This is a genomic window from Kitasatospora sp. NPDC034533 (assembly GCF_055575155.1).
The window spans coordinates 52,997-76,657 of record NZ_JBVITE010000010.1 but is presented as its reverse complement, the minus strand read 5'-3'; the positions used below and the strand labels follow the sequence as shown (position 1 = coordinate 76,657).

Annotated in this window: 22 protein-coding genes; 14 read left to right on the top strand and 8 right to left on the bottom strand. The window is 73.8% G+C overall.

Features of this window, described 5'->3' with window-relative positions; translation table 11 throughout:
• Positions 1–2 precede the first annotated feature (2 nt).
• The 6 genes from ACZ55U_RS10085 (at position 3) to ACZ55U_RS10060 (ending at position 5,943) form a co-directional block, all read left to right on the top strand.
• Positions 3–1,205, top strand: coding sequence for a cupin domain-containing protein (locus ACZ55U_RS10085; protein ID WP_465524419.1), 1,203 nt, complete (start codon positions 3–5; stop codon positions 1,203–1,205).
• Positions 1,202–2,170: a hypothetical protein gene (locus ACZ55U_RS10080; RefSeq protein WP_465524418.1), complete on the top strand. Its 969-nt coding sequence runs from the start codon at positions 1,202–1,204 to the stop codon at positions 2,168–2,170. Before ACZ55U_RS10085 ends, ACZ55U_RS10080 begins: the two co-directional genes overlap by 4 nt.
• On the top strand, positions 2,167–3,387 hold the full coding sequence (gene fahA, locus ACZ55U_RS10075; protein ID WP_465524416.1) for a fumarylacetoacetase: 1,221 nt from the start codon (positions 2,167–2,169) through the stop codon (positions 3,385–3,387). The genes ACZ55U_RS10080 and fahA overlap by 4 nt, the downstream gene beginning before the upstream one ends.
• A 244-nt stretch (positions 3,388–3,631) precedes the next feature.
• The gene (locus ACZ55U_RS10070) at positions 3,632–4,705 is read left to right on the top strand and encodes an enoyl-CoA hydratase/isomerase family protein (protein ID WP_465524414.1); all 1,074 of its coding nucleotides are present in this window, start codon (positions 3,632–3,634) and stop codon (positions 4,703–4,705) included.
• Between the two features lie 40 nt (positions 4,706–4,745).
• Positions 4,746–4,895 (top strand): hypothetical protein, encoded by a 150-nt coding sequence (locus tag ACZ55U_RS10065; protein WP_465524412.1) that lies wholly within the window; start codon positions 4,746–4,748, stop codon positions 4,893–4,895.
• 262 nt (positions 4,896–5,157) lie between these two features.
• Complete coding sequence (locus tag ACZ55U_RS10060; protein WP_465524410.1) at positions 5,158–5,943, top strand: enoyl-CoA hydratase; 786 nt, start codon at positions 5,158–5,160, stop codon at positions 5,941–5,943.
• A 162-nt stretch (positions 5,944–6,105) separates the two neighbouring features.
• Here ACZ55U_RS10060 and ACZ55U_RS10055 read toward each other — a convergent pair whose 3' ends face one another.
• Entirely contained in the window at positions 6,106–7,917 is a 1,812-nt protein-coding gene (locus ACZ55U_RS10055) for an NAD-binding protein (RefSeq protein ID WP_465524408.1), read from the bottom strand.
• Positions 7,918–8,155: 238 nt separating this feature from the next.
• Here ACZ55U_RS10055 and ACZ55U_RS10050 point away from each other — a divergent pair, with 238 nt between their 5' ends.
• Complete coding sequence (locus ACZ55U_RS10050) at positions 8,156–8,755, top strand: HdeD family acid-resistance protein (protein WP_465524406.1); 600 nt, start codon at positions 8,156–8,158, stop codon at positions 8,753–8,755.
• 125 nt (positions 8,756–8,880) lie between these two features.
• Here the strand turns inward: ACZ55U_RS10050 and ACZ55U_RS10045 are convergent, their stop codons facing one another.
• The 3 genes from ACZ55U_RS10045 to ACZ55U_RS10035 form a co-directional block, all read right to left on the bottom strand.
• On the bottom strand, positions 8,881–9,537 hold the full coding sequence (locus ACZ55U_RS10045; RefSeq protein WP_465524404.1) for a DUF6461 domain-containing protein: 657 nt from the start codon (positions 9,535–9,537) through the stop codon (positions 8,881–8,883).
• 65 nt (positions 9,538–9,602) lie between these two features.
• Positions 9,603–11,189 (bottom strand): CoA transferase, encoded by a 1,587-nt coding sequence (locus ACZ55U_RS10040; RefSeq protein ID WP_465524402.1) that lies wholly within the window; start codon positions 11,187–11,189, stop codon positions 9,603–9,605.
• Positions 11,190–11,211: 22 nt separating this feature from the next.
• Positions 11,212–11,841 (bottom strand): LysE family translocator, encoded by a 630-nt coding sequence (locus tag ACZ55U_RS10035; RefSeq protein ID WP_465524400.1) that lies wholly within the window; start codon positions 11,839–11,841, stop codon positions 11,212–11,214.
• 202 nt (positions 11,842–12,043) lie between these two features.
• Between ACZ55U_RS10035 and ACZ55U_RS10030 the strand changes: the two genes are divergently transcribed.
• Positions 12,044–12,502: an Lrp/AsnC family transcriptional regulator gene (locus ACZ55U_RS10030; protein WP_465524398.1), complete on the top strand. Its 459-nt coding sequence runs from the start codon at positions 12,044–12,046 to the stop codon at positions 12,500–12,502.
• A 55-nt stretch (positions 12,503–12,557) separates the two neighbouring features.
• Positions 12,558–13,265: an N-acyl homoserine lactonase family protein gene (locus tag ACZ55U_RS10025; protein ID WP_465524396.1), complete on the top strand. Its 708-nt coding sequence runs from the start codon at positions 12,558–12,560 to the stop codon at positions 13,263–13,265.
• Between the two features lie 135 nt (positions 13,266–13,400).
• On the opposite strand, the gene ACZ55U_RS10020 is transcribed toward ACZ55U_RS10025, so the two are convergent.
• Positions 13,401–14,588, bottom strand: coding sequence for a cytochrome P450 (locus tag ACZ55U_RS10020; protein WP_465524608.1), 1,188 nt, complete (start codon positions 14,586–14,588; stop codon positions 13,401–13,403).
• Positions 14,589–15,453: 865 nt separating this feature from the next.
• Between ACZ55U_RS10020 and ACZ55U_RS10015 the strand changes: the two genes are divergently transcribed.
• On the top strand, positions 15,454–16,389 hold the full coding sequence (locus tag ACZ55U_RS10015; RefSeq protein WP_465524394.1) for a hypothetical protein: 936 nt from the start codon (positions 15,454–15,456) through the stop codon (positions 16,387–16,389).
• Positions 16,390–16,702: 313 nt separating this feature from the next.
• Here the strand turns inward: ACZ55U_RS10015 and ACZ55U_RS10010 are convergent, their stop codons facing one another.
• Positions 16,703–16,954, bottom strand: coding sequence for a zf-HC2 domain-containing protein (locus ACZ55U_RS10010; protein WP_465524392.1), 252 nt, complete (start codon positions 16,952–16,954; stop codon positions 16,703–16,705).
• Between the two features lie 22 nt (positions 16,955–16,976).
• Between ACZ55U_RS10010 and ACZ55U_RS10005 the strand changes: the two genes are divergently transcribed.
• The 4 genes from ACZ55U_RS10005 (at position 16,977) to ACZ55U_RS09990 (ending at position 21,752) form a co-directional block, all read left to right on the top strand.
• Complete coding sequence (locus ACZ55U_RS10005) at positions 16,977–17,573, top strand: sigma-70 family RNA polymerase sigma factor (protein ID WP_465524390.1); 597 nt, start codon at positions 16,977–16,979, stop codon at positions 17,571–17,573.
• Positions 17,574–17,826: 253 nt separating this feature from the next.
• The gene (locus ACZ55U_RS10000; protein WP_465524388.1) at positions 17,827–19,203 is read left to right on the top strand and encodes an MFS transporter; all 1,377 of its coding nucleotides are present in this window, start codon (positions 17,827–17,829) and stop codon (positions 19,201–19,203) included.
• A 45-nt stretch (positions 19,204–19,248) separates the two neighbouring features.
• On the top strand, positions 19,249–20,565 hold the full coding sequence (locus tag ACZ55U_RS09995) for a cytochrome P450 family protein (RefSeq protein WP_465524386.1): 1,317 nt from the start codon (positions 19,249–19,251) through the stop codon (positions 20,563–20,565).
• A 125-nt stretch (positions 20,566–20,690) separates the two neighbouring features.
• Complete coding sequence (locus ACZ55U_RS09990; RefSeq protein ID WP_465524384.1) at positions 20,691–21,752, top strand: L-tyrosine/L-tryptophan isonitrile synthase family protein; 1,062 nt, start codon at positions 20,691–20,693, stop codon at positions 21,750–21,752.
• Here the strand turns inward: ACZ55U_RS09990 and ACZ55U_RS09985 are convergent.
• Entirely contained in the window at positions 21,749–22,573 is an 825-nt protein-coding gene (locus tag ACZ55U_RS09985) for an ABC transporter ATP-binding protein (RefSeq protein WP_465524382.1), read from the bottom strand. The genes ACZ55U_RS09990 and ACZ55U_RS09985 overlap by 4 nt on opposite strands.
• Positions 22,570–23,658, bottom strand: coding sequence for a FecCD family ABC transporter permease (locus tag ACZ55U_RS09980; protein ID WP_465524380.1), 1,089 nt, complete (start codon positions 23,656–23,658; stop codon positions 22,570–22,572). Before ACZ55U_RS09980 ends, ACZ55U_RS09985 begins: the two co-directional genes overlap by 4 nt.
• Between the last annotated feature and the right edge of the window lie 3 nt (positions 23,659–23,661).

Below are 23,661 nucleotides of genomic sequence, written 5' to 3'. Positions count from 1 at the left end.
AGATGGCGTACTACCGGCAGCTGGGCAGCATCCCGCCCAAGCGGCACACCCAGCACCGCACCCCCGAAGGCGGGCTCTACTACGAGGAGTTGATGGGCGAAGAGGGGTTCTCCTCGGACTCCTCGCTGCTCTACCACCGGGGCATCCCCTCGGCGGTGGTCAACGCGGTGCCCTGGGAGCTGCCGGACCAGTCCACGGTGCCCAACCATCCGCTCCTCCCCCGCCACCTCAAGCTGCACTCGCTGTTCGCGGACCAGGACTGGAAGTCCGCGGACGTCGTCGGCAGCCGCCGGCTCGTCCTCGGCAACGGCGACGTACGGCTCTCGTACGTCGCCGCCGGGGCCCCGAGCGAGCTCTACCGCAACGGGCTCGGCGACGAGTGCGTGTACGTGGAGTCCGGCGCCGGCACCCTCGAAACGGTCTTCGGCTCGATCGAGGTCGGGCAGGGCGACTACGTCATCATCCCCCGCGCCACCACCCACCGCTGGGTGCCGGCCGGTGACGAGCCGCTGCGCGCGTACTGCATCGAGGCGAACAGCCACATCGCCCCGGTCAAGCGCTACCTGTCCAAGTACGGACAGCTGCTGGAGCACGCGCCGTACTGCGAACGGGACTTCCGCGGACCGGTCGGACCGCTGCTGGTCGACACTCCCGGGGACGTCGACGTCCTGGTCAAGCACCGTGGCCCGAACGGGATTTCGGGCACCCGCTACACCGTGCCGCACCACCCCTTCGACGTGGTCGGCTGGGACGGCTGCCTCTACCCGTACGCCTTCAACATCAAGGACTACGAGCCGATCACCGGCCGGGTCCACCAGCCACCGCCGGCCCACCAGGTGTTCGAGGGCGACGGCTTCGTGATCTGCAACTTCGTGCCGCGCAAGGTGGACTACCACCCGCTGTCGATCCCGGTGCCGTACTACCACGCCAACGTGGACAGCGACGAGGTCATGTTCTACTGCGGCGGCGACTACGCGGCCCGCAAGGGCTCGGGCATCGGCCAGGGCTCCATCTCGCTGCACCCGGGTGGGCACACCCACGGGCCGCAGCCGGGAGCGTACGAGCGCAGCATCGGCGTGGAGTTCTTCGACGAACTGGCCGTCATGGTGGACACCTTCCGCCCGCTGGAGCTCGGCGAGGGCGGCCGGGCCGGCGAGGACCCCGACTATGCCTGGACCTGGTCCGGTCGGGGGCCCGGACGATGAGCGCACCGTCTTCGGGGATCACGATTCCCGAGCTGTTCCGCGGCCTGTTCGACGACGCGGCGGTGTTCCCCCCGGGGAACCTGCCCATCGCCCAGGCGGTGCCCGCGCACCGGGCGCACCGCGCCGCCTGGTACGCCGGGGCGGTGGGCCCGTTCCTCTGCGGGGCGGGCCGGCTCGGCGAGCTAGCTGCGGTGGTCGCGAACTCTCCCGAGGCCGCGGGCACTTCCGCGGCCTCGGATGCCACGGCGGTGACGGCCGCCGTGGCCGAAGGGGGCACGGCGGGGGCGGACGGATCGGTGGTGGCGGGCGACCCGCCGCTCAAGGTCGGGCTGGTGCTGCCGGGGGGCAGCGCCGAGCTCGCCCCGGCGCTCGCCGCCGCCGCACCGTTCGAGCTGGCCGGCGTCGAGCTGGCCACCCGGGACGCCGCCGAGGCGGTGGCCGCACTGGACCGGCTGCTGCCGCCGGATGTCCCCGCCGCCGTCGAGCTGCCGCGCGAACTCCTGCGCGGCGACGGGCTGGACGCCGCCCTGGACGTGCTGGTGGACAGCCCGTACCGGGCGAAGTTCCGCACCGGAGGGCTGGTCGCCGGGGCGTTCCCGGACGAGGAGGAGCTGGCCGCCTTCCTCACCGGCTGCGCCCGGCGCGGACTGCCCTACAAGTGCACGGCCGGGCTGCACAACGCCGTCCGGCACACCGACCGGGAGACCGGATTCGAGCACCACGGCTTCCTGAACGTGCTGCTGGCCGCGCAGGAGACCGACCGGGCCGCGGCCGCCGCGGTGCTGGCGGAGCGCGACGGAGAGGTGCTGGCCAAGGCGGTACGTGCACTGACCGAGCATCAGATCACGGTGATCCGCAACTCGTTCACCGCGTTCGGCACCTGTAGCATCGCCGAGCCCCTGGACGACCTGGCCGCGCTCGGCCTGCTCCCGTCGCCCAGTCCACTGCACCAGGAGGACCGTTGACCACCCCCCGCTGCTGGGTCACCAGCACCCAGGACTCGCCGTTCGGCGTGCACAACCTGCCGTACGGCGTCTTCACCGCCGCCGACCAGCCCGGGCGGCGCCGGATCGGCGTACGCGTCGGGGACTTCGTCCTGGACGCCGGAGCGGCGGCCCGCGCGGCCGGCGCGCCGTCCGAACTGCTGGACGCGGACTCGCTCAACCCGCTGATGGCGGCCGGGCGTCCGGTCTGGACCCGGGTGCGGGCGGACCTCACCACCTGGCTCACCGACGAGTCCTTCCGCGAGGCGCTGTCGCCCGCGCTGCTGCCCGCGAACGAGGCGGAGCTGCACCTGCCGTTCGAGGTCGCCGACTACGTCGACTTCTACGCCTCGGAGCACCACGCCACCAACCTGGGCCGGATCTTCCGCCCCGGCTCGGAGCCGCTCACCCCCAACTGGAAGCACCTGCCGATCGGTTACCACGGGAGGGCGGGCACCGTCGTGGTCTCCGGCACCCCGGTGGTGCGGCCGCACGGGCAGCGCAAGGCGCCCGCCGACGCCGCGCCGACCTTCGGCCCGTCGCGCCGACTGGACATCGAGGCCGAGGTGGGCTTCGTCGTGGGCACCCCGTCGGAGCTGGGCCGGCCCGTCGCGCTGGAGGACTTCCGCGAGCACGTGTTCGGCGTCTGCCTGCTCAACGACTGGTCCGCGCGGGACATCCAGGCCTGGGAGTACGTGCCGCTCGGCCCGTTCCTCGGCAAGTCCTTCGCCACCTCGGTCTCGCCGTGGATCGTCCCGCTGGACGCCCTGGAGCACGCCCGGGTGGCGCCGCCGCAGCGCGACGTCGAGCCGCTGGCGTACCTGGACGACCGGGGCGGCGACCCGTGGGGGCTGGACCTGGCGATGGAGGTCCGGCTGAACGGGCACCCGGTCTCCCGGCCGCCGTTCGCCACCATGTACTGGACGGCGCAACAGCAGCTGGCCCACATGACCGTCAACGGCGCCTCGTTGCGCACCGGCGACCTGTTCGCCTCCGGGACGGTCAGCGGGCCGGAGCCGGAGACCCGGGGCGCGCTGATCGAGCTGACCTGGAACGGCGAGGAGCCGCTGAAGCTCCCGGACGGGACGACCCGGACGTTCCTGGAGGACGGCGACGAGGTCACCATCACCGCCACAGCGCCCGGACCGGACGGTGCGGTGGTCGGCTTCGGCGAGGTTACGGGGCGCGTGCGGGGCTGAGGGCTCCGACGGCGCCTGCGGCTGCGGGGCGACGGGGCTGCGGGCGGCCGGGATCAGGTACGGGTAACAGGTAACAGATGACGGATGACAGCTGACAGATTTCAGATGCTGAAATCTGTCAGCTGTCATTTGTTCGTCCGGTGATCACAACTCCGAGCCTCCCCCGGTACGTGGGCCCAGGAATCGGCTGACATCGACCGGCGCCGACGGACGTCGACGCCGCCGAGGGACGGGAGCGGGCCCGATGAGCGCACAGGTGGCGGAGGTCCAGGCGTTCCTGGACGGCGGCCTCGGACGGATCGTGCTGAACCGTCCGCGGGCGCTCAACTCGCTCACCCGCGACATGGTCACCGCCCTGCGCGTCACCTTGGACGACTGGGCCGCTGACGACCGGATACGCGCCGTCGCACTGACCGGCGCCGGCGAGCGCGGCCTGTGCGCGGGCGGCGACGTCCGCATGATGCACGAATCGGCCAAGGCCGGCGGGGCCGACGCCCGGGCGTTCTTCCGCGACGAGTACCGGTTGAACGCGCTGATCGCGCGCTACCCGAAGCCGTACGTCGCGGTCCTCGACGGCATCACCATGGGCGGCGGCGTCGGCGTGTCCGCCCACGGCACGGTGCGGATCGTCACCGAACGCTCCAGGGTCGCGATGCCCGAGACCCGGATCGGCCTCGTCCCGGACGTCGGCGGCAGCCGTCTGCTCGCCCTCGCCCCGGGCGAGCTGGGCACCCATCTCGGCCTCACCTCCGCCTCGATGGGCCCGGGGGACGCCCTGCTGTGCGGGTTCGCCGACCACTTCGTGCCCTCGGCGCGCGTCCCGGACCTGCTCGCCGCCCTGGGCCGGAGCACCGCGGACGCGACCGAGGTCGGCGCCACCGAGATCGACTCCCTGGTCGCCGCGCACGCCGAGCCCGCACCGCCCGCCGCCCTGGCCGCCCAGCGGGCCTGGATCGACGGCTGCTACACGGCAGACACCGTCGAGGAGATCGTCGACAGCCTGTTCGACTCCGGCGTCCCGGAGGCGAAGGAGGCCGCCGAAGCCGTCCTGGCGAACTCCCCCACCGCCGTCAAGGCCACCCTGGCCGCACTGCGCCGTGCCCGCACGCTCCCCTCGCTGGAGGCGGTGCTCGACCAGGAGTACCGGGTCTCGTGCGCCGCCCTGGACAGCCACGACCTGGTCGAGGGCATCCGCGCCCAGGTGATCGACAAGGACCTCGCTCCCCGCTGGGAGCCCGCGACGCTCGCCGAGGTGACGGAGGCGGACGTCGCACGCTACTTCGCCCCGCGCGAGGGCGACGAGCTCGGCCTGGCCTGACCCCGGCCCCGGCTCCCCACCGGCACCCCTGGAGTCCGCCGTGAACCACCCGGTCCCGCCGTCCGCCCCGACCGACGGAGCCGCCCCCGCCGGCCACCGGCCGCTGATCGAGGCCTTCCGCCGTCAGGACCCGGAGGTGGGACGGCTGCCGGCCGACCACGTCCTGGCGTACGCCCGGCACACCGACTGAGCCACCTCGGGGTGGACGCCGATCGGTGACGGTCGCGCGCTCGCCGCGCGGCCCGCCGGGGCGAGGTCAAGGCGGAGACCGTACGGCGGACCGCGGAACGGTACGGCGTCAGGTTCTGAGCGGCGCCGCTCCCACCCCTCCGCCGCCTGGTGATCGGCGTCTCGCATACCAAGACTGGCGCGAGGCGGCTCGTGTCGTAGATCGTTGGGTGGTCAGGGCGCGCCCGTGCGGCGCCGAGCAGCGGACATGGGAGTCGACGGCGATGACCGAGACCGAGACCTACGAGACGATCCTGGTCGAGCGCAAGGGCCGGGTGGGGCTGATCACGCTCAACCGCCCCAAGGCGCTCAACGCGCTCAACACCCAGCTGATGAACGAGGTGGTGGCCGCCGCCACCGCCTTCGACCGGGACCCGGAGATCGGCTGTCTGGTGATCACCGGCTCGGAGAAGGCCTTCGCGGCCGGCGCCGACATCAAGGAGATGCAGGGCAACCGGTTCCCGGACGTCTACCTCGACGACTGGCTGGGACCGTGGGACCGGCTCGGCGCGCTGCGCAAGCCGGTGGTGGCGGCGGTGGCCGGGTTCGCGCTGGGCGGCGGCTGCGAGCTGGCGATGCTGTGCGACATCCTGCTGGCGGCCGACACCGCGAAGTTCGGGCAGCCGGAGATCAAGCTCGGCGTCATCCCCGGCATCGGCGGCTCGCAGCGGCTGACCCGGGCGGTCGGCAAGGCCAAGGCCATGGAACTGTGCCTGACCGGGCGGATGATGGGCGCCGAGGAGGCCGAGCGGGCCGGGCTGGTCTCCCGGATCGTCCCGGCGGACCAGCTGCTGTCCGAGGCGCTGGCCACCGCCGAGACGGTCGCGGCGATGTCCACCCCGGCGACGATCATGATGAAGGAGAGCGTCAACCGCGCCTTCGAGACCACCCTCGCCGAGGGCGTCCGCTTCGAACGCAGGCTCTTCCACGCGGCCTTCGCCACGGCCGACCAGAAGGAGGGCATGGCGGCCTTCGCCGAGAAGCGCCCGCCGGAGTTCACCAACCGCTGACGGGACCGGCCTGCTGACCGATGACAGGTGACAGCTGACAGCTGACAGATTTCAGTGTTCAGCTTTCAGATTTCAGATGTTGAAATCTGAAAGCTGAAAGCTGTCACCTGTCAGTCTCCCCCCGGCCACCGCCGCCTCTCTCCCGTCTCCCTCCCCCGACGCTCACTCCTCCACCGCCACCGTGTTCAGCCGGGCGAGCCCACTGCGGGTGGCGGCGACCACGATCTGGTCGCCCGGAGTGAGCCGCCGGGTGCGGTCCGGGAAGTTCCACTGCAACGGCCCACCACGGGAGAAGCGCACGGCGATCACCCGGACGCCGCCCGGGTCCTCCAGGTCGTGGCGGTTCAGCCCGATCAGCCCGCTGCCGTCCTCCACCCTCAGCTCCGCGATCAGCAGCACGTGCCGGAGCACCGACAGCGTGCCCCGCACCTCGCGCCCCATCAGCGCCGCCGCGAAGGCGGGCGCGGCCAGGTAGGACACCGACCGGGAGGCCGCGTTGTCCAGCGTCCGGTAGAAGTGACTGGCGAAGTCGTCCTCGAACAGCCGTACCACCACCCGGACTTCGGGATTGCCGTGGCGCGCCTCCAGGGCCGCTTCCAGATTGGTGGCATCGTCCCCGCTGACCGCGACCAGCGCCCGGCTGTGCTTCAGCCGCGCCCGGCGCAGTTGCTGCTCGAACGGACCGTCCCCCATCACCACCGGAATCCCCAGGGCCCGTACGGCGGCGATGCCGCGCGCCTGCGGGTCCCGCTCCATGCAGACCACCGGCACACCCATGTCGTGCAGTTGGGTCGCCACCCGGGTGCCGACGTTGCCGAGGCCGACGACGATCACGTGGTCCCGGGTGCCCGCCCCGGGGTTGCGCGGCTGCCCGCGCCGCCCGGAGCCCAGCACCTCGACCGCGATGGCGGTGGCCACCGGCGCGAAGGTGATCCCGCAGATGGTGATCACCACCTGTGCGACCCGCTGCCAGAACCCGCCGGTGCCCGTCCCGGAGGCGATGTCGGAGAGCTGGTCCGGCTGGGCGGCACCGGCCAGGTCGAGCAGCGCGATGTAGACGGTCCAGCCGAAGTTCCGGTTGAGGTACCAGAGCACCCCGAAGGACAGCAGCACCGCCGCGAGCGCCGTGAGCAGCACCAGCCGCATCCGGGCGCTGGTGAAGAAGCGCATGGTGTCGAGCAGCCGCCAGCGCAGCCGCCGCGTCCAGTCGATCGGCTCCCGGGGTTCCATCCGCAGCACCTGGAGCGCCGCCCTGCCACCCTGCTCCGGCTCCTCGGCGGCCGGCGGCGCCGGCTCGCGCCGCACACCGCCCGCGCGGATCGGGCCGTCGTCGCCGAACTCGCTGGCGAGCCGCACGAAGTCGGCCGAATCCCCCCGCTGTTCGGGCAGCAGCCGCATCCTGCCGACGTCCTGCCGGTCGATGTGGTCGGCGACCACGCAGATCCGGTCGGAGGTGATGTCGTCGTCGAACGCGATGTGCAGGTAACGCCCGTCCACCTCCACCGAGTTGGGCCGCCCGAGCGCGGCCGAGGCGAAGGCCGGCGCGGCGGTGGCGGATCCGGAGAGCGCGGCGCCGTTCTTGAGCAACCGCTCGATGTTCTCACCGAGCCGCTGGTTGAACATCCGGAACACGATGCGGATGTCCGGGTTGTGGTTCTGGGCGCTGAGCGCGGCGTGGATGTTCTCCTGGTCGCTCCCCTCGACCAGGGCGAGACCGCGTGCGGTGCCGACGGACACCGCGCGCAGCGCCTCCTCAGTGACACTGGCGTACTCCACGACGGCGGCGACGCCGGAGAGTTGATCGATCTGCGGCGCGTGGTCGCGGGTCCGGTCGGCGACCAGGACGACGACCGGCACGTCGTAGTGTTCGATGAGTTCCAGGACCAGTCGATGGGCCAGCGCATTGCCCCCGCAGACGATGTAGTGCTGGCTGATCGGCTCGACCGGAGGGGTCCCCCACCCTTCAGAAGTCATATCGAAGGATGGTATCGGCCGAAAATGTCCGGAACATGGCGTTCCGGCGACCGCCGCGAATCACCCGAACGGCCGTATCCGGCGCGCGGTCCGATGTCGGCGCGGAGAGGCTGGGGTTCGTTCCCTGCCCATCAGCCGGCCGTCCCGTACGCCTCGTGAGCCGCGCGCGTCACCCGACCCGCACGTCACACGCGGGGCCCGACCCGTCGTCCGGCGTCAACCCGAGGAGTGCGCCCCCGTGGTCTCCCCGATCATCACCCCCGACGGTTCCCCGGTCCGGGGCCCGCTCGGACTGCTCGCCAAGGCCGCCTGGCAGATCCTGCTGGTCGCCGGAATCGCCTCGCTCGCCCTCGGGATCGTGGTCTTCGCCTGGCCCAGGGAGACGCTCCTGGTGGTGGGCGTGCTGTTCGGCCTCTACCTGCTGGTGATCGGCATCGTGCAGCTGGTCGCCGCGTTCGGCACCCACGCCACCACCGCGCTGCGGGTACTGGCCTTCATCAGCGGCGCGATCTGCGTACTGCTGGGGCTGCTCTGCTTCCGCAGCGCCGTGCAGTCCCTGCTGCTGCTCGCCCTCTGGATCGGTATCGGCTGGCTGTTCCGCGGCATCACCCAGCTCGCCGCCGCCATCTCCGACCCGCTGATGCCCGCCCGCGGCTGGCAGGCCTTCGCCGGCGTGGCCAACACCCTGGCCGGTGTGCTGCTGATGGTGTGGCCGGTCGGGTCGATCGCCGCGCTGACCGTGCTGGCCGGGTGCTGGCTGGTGATCCTCGGACTGGTCGAGATCGTGACGGCGCTCCAGGTGCGCAGTCGGGCCAAGCAGATCCCGTCCGGGGTCTGACAACCCCCCACTTCGTGCCGCCGTGAGGCCGTGTCCCATCGGGGCACGGCCTCACAGCCTGGCGCAGCGAGGTCCTGGGCGCAGCGAGCTACGGGCGCGCAGTGAGCTACGGGCTCGGGGCGAGGTCACGGGCGCGGGGCGTAGCCGATCCGGAAGGTGGCGGCCTCCAGGCGTTCCGGACTGAGCCGGACGCCGGTCAGCCGCTCGGCGAGGGCGAAGGCGGCCTCGGTGTGCAGGTCGTACGCCTCCGTCTCCAGCTCGAAGCCGCAGGCCGTCAGCAGTTCGGGGACACCGGGAGCGTCGGCGTCCGAACCGTCCCGCTGGTCGGGGAAGAGCGGCTCGAAGTCAAGTCGCCGAATGCCGTGCTCCCACCAGTGGAAGTGGTCGACCGCCATGGAGTTGCGGAAGTGCGAGACCAGTCGGGTGCCTTCGCCGAGCCGGGGAACGACCTCGTCCAGGGCGCCGAGGTAACCGAACGGTTCCACGGCGAGCGCCCAACCGCCGAGTTCGGCGACGGCTACGAGCACCCGGTCGTCGTCCTCGGAGTCGAACAGGTCCCCGGTGTTCCCGTCTTCCCCGTCCTCGCCTTCCTCCCCGTCCTCGAAGGACTCCCAGGCCGCGATCACCGCATCCAGCCCCGTGACCTCACGGCCGGGCGGGGCGTCGAAGCGGCGCAGCAGTTCGTCGGCGGAGATCCCCTGAACCTGGGTGAGGCAGTAGGCCTCGCCCAGCACGGGATAGCGCTGCTCGAACCAGGTGTAGTCCGTGGCGTGTGCGGTCATGACGGGGATGCTGCCAGACGCCTCGGACACCGCTCACCGGGGTTGTGCCCGCCGAACCGGCTCCGTCACAGCCAGACCGGCTCGTCCGTCCCCCAGCGCCCCGGTGGGCGCGACCAGTCGGCGGGCGCGCCCTCGTACCCGATCGGCGGCAGTGCGTGGCGCAGCCGTCCGTAGGCGGAGTCGGTCTCGGCCAGCCAGTGGGTGGGGTCGTACGGTTCACCCGAAGCCCCCCGCGGTGCCTCCGGTTCGATGCCGTGCAGCAGCCAGGCGGCCGTGCCGGCGAGGGAGAGTCGCAGGTGGCGGCCACCGGGGCGGCGGGTGCGCTGGTCGGTGAGGGCGCGCAGGACGGCTGCGGCGATGAGGTAGCCGGTGCCGTGGTCGAGGGCCTGGGCGGGCAGCACGCCCGGACGCCCGTCGGGGGCGGCCTCGTGGTCGGCGATGCCGACGCCCGCCTGGACCAGGCTGTCGAAGCCGCGCCGCCCGGCCCAGGGGCCGGTCCAGCCCCAGGCGCAGAGTTGGACGAGGATCAGGTCCGGCCGCCGGGCGAACAGCGCGTCGGGGCTGAGGCCGTGGGTGTCGAGGGCGCCGGGGCGGTAGCCACTGACGACGACGTCGGCGGTGGCGAGCAGTTCCTCGAAGGCTGCGCGGTCGGCCGGTTCGGCGAGGTCGAGGCGGGTGGAGCGCTTGCCGAAGCCGGTGTCGGCGTGGGCGTCATCGGCCTCGGGGAGCCGGGGCGAGTCGATCCGCAGGACGTCGGCGCCGAGCAGGGCGAGCGTCCGGGTGGCCACCGGTCCGGCGATCACCCGGGTGAGGTCGAGGATCCGGATTCCGGCGGCGGGCCGGTCCACCGGGGCCCGGGTGAGCGGGCGGACGGGCGCGGATCCGGCTGCGGCACCGACCTCCAGGTGCTCCACGAGGGGGTGCCCGATCGGACTCACCGGCGCGACTGCCACTGCCAGCGCCCCTGCCTCGTACGCGCGCTCCTGGACCTGCTCGGCGGGCAGCTGGCCGAGTGCCTCGGCGAGTCGCTCGGGCCCGGCGTCGGCGGCGAGGCCGAGGGCGGAGAGCAGCCGGGTGCGGTGGTGCGGGTAGTTGGCGTGGGTGCGCACCCAGCCGTCGGCGGTGCGCCAGAAGCCGGAGTGCGGGGCGAAGGTGACGGGTGTGCGGCCGTCGACCGTCAGGTGCCGCTCGCTGACGAAGGCGGTGGCGACGGCGCCCTGGTTCACCCGGACGGCGGGGACGGACGCCAGGTCGGGCGAGGGGACGGGCAGGGCGACGGACGCCGGACCGATCTCGGCAGTGGATGCGGGGCCGCCGGTGCGGTGGGCGGCGAGCTCGGCGGCGGCCAGCGAGCAGACCGCCACGGTGGCCCGGGCCAGCTGGCGCACCGGCAGCCCGGAGGGCAGGACGTCCTCCGGGCCGTGGAAGGTCACCCGCTCCAGCAGTTCGGCCGGTCCGCCGAGGGCCGCCCAGGCGTGGGCGGTGGGGCGGTCGCCGGGGCCGGCCGCCCCGGCGGTTCCGGTGGTACCGGTGTTTCCGGCCGTTCCGGCCGACCCGGTGGTTCCGGCCGACCCGGCGGTTCCGGCCCGCCCGGAGGCTCCGGAAGCTCCGGAAGCTCCGGCGGTGTCTGCGGGCAGCGGACGTTCTGTCATGCCCGGCATTGTGCTCCCCTTCTCAGGCGCTCGCTGTGACGCCCGCCACCAGCATCAGCAGCACCGCCGAGACCACGGTCATCCGGCGGGCCGCCCGCGGGGTGCCGCCGAACCGGCCGCCGAGGCGCCCGCTGGCGTGCGCGACCAGCCCGTACACCACCGCGCAGGCCAGCACGTTCAGGGAGCCGAGCGCGAGCACCTGCCCGCCGACCGGCAGCGAGGCCTCCGGGTCGACGAACTGCGGCACCAGGGAGAGGTAGAGCAGCAGCCCCTTGGGGTTGAGCAGCGCGGTCAGCATGCTCTGGCGCAGCACCGTCGCGGTGGGCTGCGGCTTGGGCTCGGCCAGAGCAGCCGCGCCCCCGCCCTTGCGCAGTGCGAGCAGCATCATGACGGCCAGCACCAGCAGGTACGCGGCGCCGGTGAAGCGCAGCACGGGCAGGGCGGCCGGGACGGCACGCAGCGCGGCGGCCAGCCCGGCGCTGGACAGCAGGGTGTGGACGGCGTACCCGGCGCAGACCCCGCCGACCGCGGTGAGCGCGGCGCGCCGGCCCTGGCCGAGGCCGCGGGCGGCGATGTAGAGCCAGTCGGGGCCCGGGGTGCAGACCAACAGCAGGTCGACTCCGAGGAAGAGGAGGAGGGCGTGGGTGTCCATGAGCGTGGGCGTGCCTGTCGTGCTCGTCGTGGTGGGGGGCGGCGGTCGGCCGGGGTCGTCCCGGCCGAGGGCCGCAGGTGTCCCGGTGGTGGGCCGCGACGGCCCGTGCGGCCGGTGCGGTCACTGAAGGTAGCCGGAGCGGGCTGGCACGCGATGGCCACTTCGTGCCGACCAAGGTGGCGTTTTGGCAGAATGTTGCGCCATGGACCGAATCGACCGCAGAATCCTCCGCGAGCTCCAGCGGGAAGGGCGCCTGACCAACGCCGAGCTGGCCTCCCGGGTGGACCTCACCCCCTCGCCCTGCCTGCGCCGGGTGCGCCAACTGGAGCAGGACGGCGTGATCCGCGGCTACCGGGCGGTGCTGGACGGCGCGGCGGTCGGTCGTGGCTTCCAGCCCTTCGTGACGATCACCATGCGTCACGAGGACCAGGTGACGGTCGCCGAGTTCGAGCGCCGGGTGGCCGAGCTGCCCGAGGTGGTCGAGGCGCACCGCCTGTTCGGCGAGCCGGACTACCTGCTGCGGATCGCGGTGGCCGACATAGCCGCGTACGAGCGCTTCATCACCGATGTGCTCTCCGGCCTGCCGGGCATCGCGCAGGTCAACTCACACCTGACGATGAAGCAGGTGAAGGCGGACCGGGGGCTGCCGATCGGCGGGTAGGGTGCGAACCGGAGCCTGTGCGACTGTCCGTACGGGCGGGGCGACGCACCGCGACATGGGGGCTGAATTGCGTGTGATCCACCGTCTCGACCTGGGGTACTTCGTCCGGCCGGCCGCCGAGGTGGGAGGTCCCGAGCCGCGGGTGGAACCGGTGCTCGCGTACCTGGTCCGGTGTCCGGAGGGACTGCTGCTGTTCGACACCGGAATCGGCGGCGGCGAGCCGGAGACCGAGGCGCACTACCGCCCGGTGCGCCGCCCGCTGCCGGAGGCGCTCGCCACGGCGGGGGTCGCCGTCACCGACATCGACCTGGTGGTCAACTGCCACCTGCACTTCGACCACTGCGGTGGCAACCCGCTGTTCGCCGGCACGCCCGTCCTGGTCCAGTCCGACGAGCTGGCCGCCGCCCGGCGCGGAGGTCACACCATCGACGCGCTGGTCGACTTCCCGGGTGCCGAGTACCGCGAGCTCGACGGGGAGGAGGAGGTCTGGCCGGGCGTGCGGGTGCTGCCCACCCCCGGCCACACCGCGGGCCACCAGTCGTTGCTGGTCGACCGCCCGGGCGGTGGGCCGGTCCTGCTGGCCGGGCAGGCCTACGATTTCGCCTCCGAGTACGGCCAGGCGCTGCTCGCCCGGCGGGCGGCACGCGAGGGCGTGGCCGCGCCGCTGCCCGGCTTCCGCGCCTGGCTCGACCGGGTGGCGGAGCACGCGCCGCGGCGGGTGCTGTTCGCGCACGACCACGCGGTGTGGGAGCCGACCGGGTAGAGGTGGCTCCGCGCCGCGGCCGGGCCCGGCTCGGCTCGGTCCGGCCTGGCTCGGCCTGGCTCGAACCGGCCTCGGACCCCGCCTCGGAACGGCTTCGAACCGACTTCGAACCGGCTTCCGACCGGCTTCGGACCGTCAGAAGGTGAAGCGCAGCGAGCGGACCCGGTGGTCGAAGCTGGACGGGACGAGCTCCGGTTCGCCGACCGACCGTGCCTCGGGCAGGCGGGTGAACAGCTCGCGGAACAGCACCGTCATCTCCTGCCGGGCCAGGTGCGCGCCGAGACAGTAGTGCGGACCGCCTCCGCCGAAGCCGAGGTGGGGGTTGGGCGCGCGGGTGATGTCGAAGGCCTCCGGGTCGGGGAAGACCTCCTCGTCCCGGTTGGCCGAGCCGTAGAACAGGGCGACCTTCTCCCCCGCGCGCAGCAGGTGGCCGCCCGGGCCGCCCAGCTCGTGGTCGACCGCGAGGGTCCGGTTGAACTGGATGATCGGCGCGGAGTGGCGGACCATCTCGTCCACCGCGCCGTCGAGCAGCCCGTCGAGGTCGGCGAGCAGCAGTTCGCGTTGCTCGGGGTTGGCGGTCAGCAGGTGCAGGCCGTGGGCCAGCGCGTTGCGGGTGGTCTCGACCCCGGCCACCAGCAGCAGGCTGAAGAAGGCACCCAGCTCACGCCCGGTGAGTCGGCGGCCGTCCACGTCGGCGGTGACCAGCGCCGAGATCAGGTCCTCCTCCGGCCGCCGGCGGCGCTGGCGGCCGATCCCGGCGACGATGCCCTGCATCCGGGCGAGCGCCCGCAGCCCGCGCCCCGGCACCCTGAGCCTGCGGCGCAACGGGCGGCCCACTCCGGTGTCCTCGGAGGTGCGGTTGACCAGGTCGAGGATGGTGCGGCGCGGCTCCTCGGGGATGCCCATCATGGTGCAGATCACCTGGAAGGGGAGTTCGGCGGCGACCGCGGTCACGAAGTCCTCCGGCCGCTCCCGCTCGATCCGGTCGACCAGCTCGGTGCTGATCCGCCGGACGTCCCCCTCGACCTGGTCGAGCAGTCGCGGGGTGAAGGCCCGCGAGACGATCTTGCGCAGCTGGGCGTGACGGGGGTCGTCCAGGTTGACCATCGAGTCGCCGAACAGCAGCCGGACCCAGCGGGCCGGGACGGGGGTGGTCACGCCGGGGCCGCTGAGGAAGACGGCGGGGGTGCGGCTGGCCTCGACCACGTCGGCGTGGCGGACCAGGGCGTGGAAGCCCCTGCCGGTGGCGCGGTCGCCGAAGAACACCGGGGCGGGGCGGCGGCGCAGCTCGGCGAAGGCGGCGGCGCGGTCGGCGGCGGGCAGCTGCCAGAAACGGGGGTCGGCGAGGTCCGCGGGGGCGGCGGGCTGGGCCTCGACTGCGGGCTTGGTCTCGACGGCGGTTTCGGCCTCGACGGCGGGGTCGGTCGGCTCCTCGGCCTTCGACGACTCGGCGGACTCGGTCGACTCGGCGGGCTCGGTGGAATCGGCGGCCCCGGCCGGGTCGGCGGCTTCAGCGGCGCCGGACGGCTCGGACGGCTCGGCGGCTTCGGCTCGTTCCGTCGGCTTCTCGGCCTTCACCGCGCCGCCCGGCTCGGCCGGCTCGCCGGCCTCGGCCACGTCGGCCGGTTCAGCGGGCTCAGCGGGCTCAGCCGAGCCGTTCTGCTCGGCGGCCTCGCCCTGCGCGACCTGCTCGGTCGGCGCCTGGGCCTCGTTCTTGACCTCGGCCTCGGCCGGATCGGACTGCTCGACGCGGTCCTCGGCCTGGGCCGGAGCCTTCGCCTGTGCCGGGGCGGTCGCCTGCGCCGGGACCGTCGGCTCCGTGGTGGCAGCGGACTCGGCAGTGTCGGCGATGGGCGCCGAGGCATCCGTCGGGGTCTTCAAGACCGGACCTCCCTACTTCTGGATGGCATCGTCCCGGTACGCACCGCACTGGGTGGAGCACATTTAGTGAGCAGGCGATCGGCGCTGTCAAACCGCCCCGATGGTCCTACGAGCGGTTGGTCTGGTCGGCACGCCGGTACGACACCCGGGCCTGACCGGTCAGCCGGGGCTCGAACCGAGGGGCCGCCGGGCGAGTGGCCGGGGGCCGGGCCAAGGGCCGCCGGGCGGGCGGCCGGGCATGGTCTCACGGCACAGAACCGGCCATGACCGGAGGGTGCGGTACGGGCCGGGCAGTGGTGGTGCGACGATGAGTGCCATCGTGATGACCGACCGGATCCGCCTGCTGCGCGCCGTGGTCTTCGCCGCGCTGTGCGTGGCGATGGCCGCCACCGCGCACGTCGCGATGGCCGGTTCCGGAGTCTCCCCCACCGTGCTGACCGGCGCGCTCGGAGCGGTGCTCGGGCTGACCTGGCTGCTCGCCGGGAAGCGGCGCGGACTCGGGGTGATCAGCCTCTGGATGGTGGTGGCGCAGATCGCGCTGCACCAGCTGTTCGAACAGGCCGGGGCGGTCTCCCGGGGAGGCGGCGGCCTCGGTCGGCTCGCCACCACGGATTGGGCCGCCCTGCTGCTCTGCAACCCCGACCGCGTGCCCGGTGGGCTCTCCCCGGTCGAACTGGCCCGGATGGCGGGCATCGACCCGGACGTCCCGCCGACCGCCGGCAGCCTGCGGCCGACGGCGAGTACGCACCACGCCGCCTCGGGGACCATGGCCCCTGGGGGGACCCCGGCCCTGGAGCCGGGTCTGCCCGGGCCGGGGGGAATGCCCGCCGGCCCGCATCTGATGCCCGACGGGACTCTTCACGGCGGCGGGTCGTACGGGATGGCGCAGGACCTGATGGGCGAACCGGCGCACGCACCGGCGCACGCCATGGCGCACGGGATGTCCCACGGCTTGTCGCCGGGCATGACCGCCGCCCACGTGCTCGCCGCGCTGGCGTGCGCGCTCCTGCTCTGGCGCGGTGACGCGGCGCTGGTGAGGCTCTTCGAGCTGCTCGGCGCGCTCGGCTCGGTGGTCGCGGGGGCGCTGCTGCTCCCGCTGGTGGCGCTGTTCGCGCGCCCCTTCGGCTACCGGGCACCGACGCCGCCCCGCCCGGCGGACGACCGGGCCCGGCCGTGCCGGTCGGCGCTGCTGACGCATGCCGTGGTCCGGCGGGGGCCCCCGGCGTTCGCCCTCGCCTGCTGACGCGCCCGCCGCTCCCCACCTCGTCCCCGGCCACCTCCGGTCGCCGGGACGTTCGCGACGGGCAGGTCGCCCTGCGGTGCGGCCGCGCCTTCGCGCCGCCGTGCCGTCAGGGTCCGGGCCCGCGCCCGCCGCCGTGACTCCCCAGGTCCGGGCGTGCCGCGCGGCCGCCCATCGACGCCGACGGCGCCGCCCTGCGCGGCGCCGTTCCCCCGCCTTCCCTCGGGACCTTCCCATGCCTGACTTCGACGGCGCACCGGCTCCGGCCCGCGCCACCGTCCCGCCGTTCACGCCCCTCCGCGCGCGCCGATCCCGGCTATTTCTGCTCGGGGGGCTCCTCGCCCGTCCGATCTTCACCCAGTCGGACCAGCAGCCGCGTCGACCAATCGGGCGAAGGCCCGTCCGCGGCGCCCGTCCGCACCCGAGCGCGCAGCCGCTCCGCGCGGGCCAGCCAGTCCCGGCAGCCGGTGCAGCGCGCGACGTGCTTGTCCAGCCGGATCTCCGGCAGACCGCTCGGCTCACCGTCCAGCCGGGCGGACAGGGCCGTGCGAAATTGCGCGCATCTCATATGACCATCGTCCCGTACGGCCATGGCGCCGGGACCGCCCGGGTCGGAGGCCGCCGTGGATGACGAGCAGCTCACCGCGCTCGCGCTGACCGCCCGCTCCGGGCGGGCGGCGGACGTCGAGGCCTTCATCCGCGCGACCCAGCGGGACGTCTGGCGCTTCGTCGCCCACCTGACCGACGTGCAGTCCGCCGACGACCTCGCCCAGGAGACCTTCCTGCGCGCGCTGCGCGGTCTGCCCTCGTTCGCGGGGCGATCCTCGGCCCGCACCTGGCTGCTGTCGATCGCCCGGCGCACGGTGATCGACCGGTACCGGATGGCGGCCGCCCGCCCGCGCTGCGCGGTGCTGCCGGACTGGCAGGAGGCCGCCGAGCGGCAGGGCGGCACACCGACGGCCGGGTTCGAGGACGGGATCGCGCTCGGCGACCTGCTCGAACGGGTGCCCGCCCAGCGGCGGGAGGCCTTCGTCCTGACGCAGGTGGTCGGACTGAGCTACGCGGAGGCCGCCGCGGTCGTCGGCTGCCCCGTCGGGACCGTCCGCTCCCGGGTCGCCCGGGCGCGGGAGGAACTGGTGGCCCGTCTGCGCGCCGCCGAGGCCGGGGAGCTCGCGGCCGCCTGCTGAGCGGCGGGCGCCTCCGGCAGCGGCCGGTGACGAATGACAGACAACAGATGACAGATGACAGCTGACAGATTTCGAAATCTGTCAGCTGTTGCCTGTTCGCTGAAACCTGTCATCCGTCAGCCCCGCTCCCCTCGGGCCCCGGAAAAATTCCGCCAGATGTTCGGAACCGGAACCCCCGCGCCCCCGACTGCTGTACCGGACCCCGCCGCCGAGGTGGCGTCCGGTACGGCAGCACGGAAAACGGAGGGACTCGATGGCGGCGCGACCACACCCGGCCACCACCGCCCTGACGGAATGTCAACAAGCTTCGGCCGACCGCTGGAGCCTGGTCATAGCCGCCGGCCTGCTGTCGTTCGTCGCGATGCTCGACATGAACGTGGTCAACCTCGCGCTGACCGACATCTCGACCGGCCTGCGGGTGTCCCCCGGAGTGGCCCAGTGGGCCGTCCTCGGCTACCAACTCCCGCTCGTCGCCCTGCTGTTGCCCGCCGGGCGCTGGCTGGACCAGGTCGGCACGCGGTCGGCCCTGCTGCTCGCCGTCGGCTGCTTCGCCGCGTGCAGTGCCCTGGCCGCCTGTGCCCCCTGGGCCGGCTGGCTGATCGCGGCCCGGCTGACGCAGGGCGCCTTCGGGGCCGTGCTCTTCGTCCTGATGCCGGTGCTCGCCGCGACCTCCGTCCGGCCCGAACTGCGCGGCCGGGCGATGAGCGTGCCCGCGACGCTCGGTCCGCTCGGCGCCGTCACCGGACCGGTGGTCGGCGGGCTGCTGCTGGACCACGTCGGCTGGCGGGCGATCTTCCTGGTCAAGCTCCCGGTCTGCCTGGCCGCCTTCCTGATCGTCCGGCGGCACGCCCCTCGTCACGGCGGGCTGCGGCCGCCCGACCGGGCCTCGCTCGGCGACGCCGCGCTGATCGGCGCCGCCGTGGCCGCCGTCCTGCTCGGGCTCACCCTGGCACCCCGGGCGCCGCAGTGGCTGCTGCTCACGCTGCCCGCCGCGCCGCTGGCCTTGCTCTGGCTGCGCCGCCCGGGCGGGCGGCCCGTCGCGGAGGTGCTGCGGGCCGGCCGAACCACCGGGGCCAGCGCCTCCGTCCTGGCACTCGCCTCCGGTTTCGCTGCCTGCCACTACCTGCTCGCCCAGCACCTTCGCGGCCCCCGGGGAGAGAGCGCCACCACGACCGCGCTCACCATGCTGGCGTTCCCGCTCGGCATGGTGCTGGCCAGCCGGATCGGCGGGCGGCTGGCCGACCGCCGGGGCGCCCGCACGACGGCACTGACCGGTGCCGCCGTCACCACCCTCGGGCTGGCCCTGCTCGTCCCCCTGGACAGCGGCTGGTCCGCCCCCGAGATCGCCGCGCGCCTCGCCCTCGCCGGGGCCGGAATGGGCCTCAACGGCGGGCCCACCCAGGCCCTGGTGATGTCCGCCTCCCCGCCCGGAAGGCTCGCCACCGCCGGTTCCGCCGTCCAACTCGCCCGCAGCCTCGGCTTCGCGCTCGGCCCGGCCCTCGCCACCGCCGCCGCCCTGGCCGGCGACCGCACCACCGCCGGGACACGCGCCGGCATCGCCCTGGCCGCCCTGGTCGCGTCGACGGCGGTCGTCCTGCTCGCCCTGCACCGACCCCGCGCCCGCGCCTGACCACGCCACCTGCCGAAACCCCCTCCCTCCCAAGGATCACCCCAGATGAGCGACACCACCCCCGACCGCCCGCGCTGCCCGTACGGCGGCGACGGCCCCCTCCCCTCCCCCGTGCCGCTGTACGGCCCGGCGTTCAAGCGCGATCCGTACCCCCTCTACCGGCGGATGCGCGAGGCCGGGCCGGTGCACCGGGTGGAGTTCCCGAGCGGCATCCACGCCTGGCTGGTCACCGGCTACCGGGCCGCCCACGCGGCCCTCAACGACCCCCGCCTGGGCAAGAACCACGCCCTGGGCAACGACAATTGGCGCCGACGCGCCTCGATCATGCCGGAGCCGCAGCACTCACAGCTCCAGGTCCACCTGCTCCACCAGGACCCGCCCAAGCACACCACGATGCGCCGCCTCGTCCTGGACGCCTTCGCCCCGCGCCGGGTGGAGTCGCTGCGGCCCCGCTTCCGGGCGCTGGCCGACGCGCTGGTGGACCGGCTGCCGGAGTCCGGCGCTGCGGACCTGGTGGCCGGCTTCGCCGCTCTCTACCCCTTCCGCGTCCTCGCCGAAGTCATCGGCCTGCCGCCCGGGTTGGCGGAGCGCTTCGACCGGGACTGGGGCAAGGTCGTCCAGCCGGTCGGCCCACGGGATCCCGGCCGCCCCGCCTACGAGGCTCGGCTGCGCGGCCTCCAGACGTACATCGCGGAGGTGGTCGCCCGGAAGCGCGCGGACTGCCGGGAACCCGGCTGGCAGGCGCGGGAGGACCTGCTGGGCCGACTCGTCAGCGCCCATGACGAGGGCGAGTTGAGCCGGGCGGAGCTGGACTCGATGGTGTTCCAGCTGCTGGTCGCCGGGCAGGAGCCGGTCACCAACCAGATCACCACCATGCTGATCACCCTGCTGCGCCACCCCGAGCAGCTCGTCCGACTGCGCGAGGGCATCGACGATCCCGGCCGGCTCGCCCGGGCGGTGGAGGAACTGCTGCGCCACGACGCGGCATTCGAGCTCACCACCTGGCGGTTCCTCGCCGAGGACGGCGAGCTCTTCGGCACCGCCGTCCCGGCCGGCGACTCGGTGATCGTCTCGCTCTGCGCCGCCAACCGCGACGACGAGCAGTTCCCCGGGGCCGACCGCCTCGACCTCGACCGCTCCCCCAACGCCCATCTGGCCTTCGGCCACGGCATCCACTACTGCCCCGGAGCCGCGCTGGCCCGGGCCGAACTCCAGGTCGCCCTCGCCACCCTGCTCACCCGGCTGTCCGGTCTGCGCCCCGCCGAGACCCCCGGGGACGGTCTGGACGAACTCGCCTGGATTCCCGCCGTCCTGGCGCGCGGGGTGAACCGGCTGCCGGTCGTCTACGACCAGCGCCACTGACCCGGCCCTGCCCCGAACCGACCCGAACCGACCCGACCCGACCCGACCCGACCACCGGGCTTCCCCTGCCCGCCGCCCGTACCGCACCACCTTGCCTGGCGCGCCACCTTCCGTGGAGGACCACCATGCCGCCCGTCGGCACCGCCCCCGCCACCCCCGTCACCGCCACCCTGGAGGACCGCCCCTCGCCCGATCGGCTCGCCGCCCGCGTCCTCGGTCTGCTGCTCCCGCACCGCCGCGCCGCCGACCCTGAGTTCGACGCCCGCCCCGAGCACTTCCCCCTCCAGCTGGCGCAGTTGGCGGATTTCATCGCCGCCGACGAGCCGATCGTCCTCACCCTGCCGGGCTTCCCGTGCAAGTCACCGAACCCGGCGAAGGTGCTCGGCCACCTGCCCGACGAGGGTGAGCGGCTGTCGCTGTCCTTCCTCGACGGGCTCTGCGCCGAGATCGGCCGGCTCCACGCGCCCGGCGCCCGCATGCTGATCTGCTCCGACGGGCACGTCTTCGGCGACCTGATCAACGTCCCGGACGACCACATCGACGCCTACTCCGACGCCCTGACCGCCATGATCGCCCGCGAGGGGCTGACCCACCTCGACACCTTCGACCTGCGGGCCGTCCTCGGCGACCTCCCGTACGACGAGAAGCGCGCCCGGGTGCACGCCCGGTACGCCCCCAGCGTCGAGGAGTTGCGCGAACAGGTGCTGGCCGAGGAGGAGACCCTGCGGCTCTACCGGGGCATCACCCGCTTCCTCACCGAGGACACCGTCGGGTTCACCGGCACCCGCTCCGCCCTCCAGCGGGAGTGCCGCCGCCGCGCCTACGGCGTGATCCAGCGCAGCCGCGCCTGGGGCGAGTTGATAGCCGAGCACCACCCGCGTGCCGTCCGGCTCTCCATCCACCCGCAGCCGGCCGGCGCCGCCAAGTTCGGCATCCGGCTGTTGGCGGCGGCCGACGTCTGGACCACGCCCTGGCACTCCTCGGTACTCAAGCACGCCGATGATGAGCGGGAGTTGCTGCGCAGCGACGAGGCCGCTCGGCTCGGCCGGCTGGTACTTCGGGACGGCCGGCCGAGCCACTACGAGAGCCACCGCGAGAGCGACCCCCAGAGCCACCGCGAGAGCCCCGCCGAGAACTTCACCGAAGACAGGGCCGGAGACCTCGACGAGGCCCGCCGGGGCCGCTAGGGGTGGGGGCCCGCACGGTCCACCGCGCCGGCGGCGGCGGAACCCCCGGCCGCCGTGGCGCGGTGGTCGAAGGCGATCAACGGGTCTCCGGTGAGCGGGTGTTCGACCACCGCCGCCCGCACCCCGAAGACCTCGGCCAGCAGCTCGGCGGTCAGCACCTCGCGCGGTGACCCGGAGGCCACCAGGGCGCCCCCGTGCAGGACGTGCAGCCGGTCACAGACCGAAGCGGCGGCGTTGAGGTCGTGCAGGGCGACCAGGGTGGTGCGGCGCTGTTCCCGGAGCAGGGCGAGCAGTTCCACCTGGTGCCGGACGTCCAGGTGGTTGGTCGGCTCGTCCAGCACCAGGACATCCGGCTGCTGGGCGAGCGCCCGGGCCAGCAGCACCCGTTGGCGTTCACCGCCGGAGAGTTGGGCGAACCGCCGGTCGGCGGCCCCGGCCATGCCGACCCGGGCCAGCGCCTCGGTGGTGATCCGGTGGTCCCCGGCGTCGTCGGCGGCGAAGGCCCGCTTGTAGGGCGTACGGCCCATCGCGACCACCTCCAGGACGCTCAACTCGAAGTCACCGCCGCGCTCCTGGGGCAGTGCCCCGATGTGCCGGGCGGACTGGGCGGGCCGCAGCTCCGCCAGGTCCCGCCCGGCCAGCAGCACCCGGCCGGCGCTCGGCCGAAGGTGCCGGTAGACGGTGCGCAGCAGACTGGACTTGCCGCTCCCGTTGGGCCCGACCAGTCCGGCGATCTCCCCCTCCTCGGCGATCAGACTGGCCCCGGCCAGCACCGTCCGGCCGGCCAGGGCGACGCTCAAGTCCTCGACGGCGATCCTCAATTGCGCTCCAGACGTCGGTCCAGCAGGTAGAGCAGGGTCGGGGCGCCGACGACGGCGGTGACCACGCCGATCGGCAGTTCCTGGCCGTCCAGGGCGGTGCGGGCCACGGTGTCGACGACGACCAGCAGCAGGGCCCCGGTCAGGGCGGACAGCGGCAGCAGCCGCCGGTGGTCGCCTCCGACCAACAGCCGGCACACGTGCGGGACCATCAGCCCGACGAAGCCGATCGCGCCGGAGACGGCGACCAGCACCCCGGTGAGCACGCTGGTGACGACGAAGACCTCGCGGCGCAGCCGGGCGACGTCCACTCCGAGCCCGGCGGCCGTCTCGTCCCCCATCAGCATCGCGTTGAGCCCCCGGGCGCGGGCCTGGAGCAGGGCCAGTCCGAGTGCCACGACGACCGCTGGGACGGCGAGTTGCGCCCAGACGGCGCCACCGAGGCTGCCCATCAGCCAGAACAGCACGCCCCTGGTCTGCTGCTCGTCTCGGGTCTGGAGGACCAGGTAGCTGGTGATGCCGCCGAGGAACTGGGCGATGCCGATGCCCGCGAGGACCAGGCGCAGCGGGGAGAAGCCGCCGCCGCGCCGGGCCATCAGCCAGACCAGCGAGAACGCGGCGAGCGCGCCGGCGAACGCCGCCAGGGAGACGGTGAGGCCGAGCGCGCTGCCGAAGGAGAGCTGGAGCCCGAGGGTGGTGCCGAGGACGATGGCGGCGACCGCGCCGAGCGAGGCTCCCGAGGAGATGCCCAGCAGGTAGGGGTCGGCGAGCGGGTTGCGGACCAGAGCCTGTACGGCGGTGCCGACCAGGCCGAGCCCCGCGCCCACCAGGGCCGCCAACAGGGCGCGCGGGACGCGCAGTTGCCAGACGATGAGGTCGCGGGTGCCGGGTTCGGAGGGCTGTCCGGTGAGCCGGCGGACGACCACCGACCAGACCTCGCCGGGCGGGACGTCCACCGAACCGAGCGAGACGGCGGCGGTCAGCGCGAGCACCAGGGCGGCGGCGAGCGCCGCGGCCAGCGGCCCCGCCCGCAGGGTGCGGACCGGGCGGGGCTGGTCGCGTGGCTCCCGAACGACGGCCGGGGTCACCGG

Bases quoted from the DNA above. Each gene is read 5' to 3' on its own strand.
- ACZ55U_RS10060 (WP_465524410.1), top strand. From the start codon at position 5,158: ATGACCGAGACCGAGACCTACGAGACGATCCTGGTCGAGCGCAAGGGC.
- ACZ55U_RS10045 (WP_465524404.1), bottom strand. From the start codon at position 9,537: ATGACCGCACACGCCACGGACTACACCTGGTTCGAGCAGCGCTATCCC.
- ACZ55U_RS10030 (WP_465524398.1), top strand. From the start codon at position 12,044: ATGGACCGAATCGACCGCAGAATCCTCCGCGAGCTCCAGCGGGAAGGG.
- ACZ55U_RS10080 (WP_465524418.1), top strand. From the start codon at position 1,202: ATGAGCGCACCGTCTTCGGGGATCACGATTCCCGAGCTGTTCCGCGGC.
- ACZ55U_RS10000 (WP_465524388.1), top strand. From the start codon at position 17,827: ATGGCGGCGCGACCACACCCGGCCACCACCGCCCTGACGGAATGTCAA.
- ACZ55U_RS10025 (WP_465524396.1), top strand. From the start codon at position 12,558: ATGGGGGCTGAATTGCGTGTGATCCACCGTCTCGACCTGGGGTACTTC.
- ACZ55U_RS09995 (WP_465524386.1), top strand. From the start codon at position 19,249: ATGAGCGACACCACCCCCGACCGCCCGCGCTGCCCGTACGGCGGCGAC.
- ACZ55U_RS10015 (WP_465524394.1), top strand. From the start codon at position 15,454: ATGAGTGCCATCGTGATGACCGACCGGATCCGCCTGCTGCGCGCCGTG.
- ACZ55U_RS10010 (WP_465524392.1), bottom strand. From the start codon at position 16,954: ATGAGATGCGCGCAATTTCGCACGGCCCTGTCCGCCCGGCTGGACGGT.
- ACZ55U_RS10035 (WP_465524400.1), bottom strand. From the start codon at position 11,841: ATGGACACCCACGCCCTCCTCCTCTTCCTCGGAGTCGACCTGCTGTTG.
- ACZ55U_RS09990 (WP_465524384.1), top strand. From the start codon at position 20,691: ATGCCGCCCGTCGGCACCGCCCCCGCCACCCCCGTCACCGCCACCCTG.
- ACZ55U_RS10040 (WP_465524402.1), bottom strand. From the start codon at position 11,189: ATGACAGAACGTCCGCTGCCCGCAGACACCGCCGGAGCTTCCGGAGCT.
- ACZ55U_RS10005 (WP_465524390.1), top strand. From the start codon at position 16,977: ATGGCGCCGGGACCGCCCGGGTCGGAGGCCGCCGTGGATGACGAGCAG.
- ACZ55U_RS10085 (WP_465524419.1), top strand. From the start codon at position 3: ATGGCGTACTACCGGCAGCTGGGCAGCATCCCGCCCAAGCGGCACACC.
- ACZ55U_RS10070 (WP_465524414.1), top strand. From the start codon at position 3,632: ATGAGCGCACAGGTGGCGGAGGTCCAGGCGTTCCTGGACGGCGGCCTC.
- ACZ55U_RS10055 (WP_465524408.1), bottom strand. From the start codon at position 7,917: ATGACTTCTGAAGGGTGGGGGACCCCTCCGGTCGAGCCGATCAGCCAG.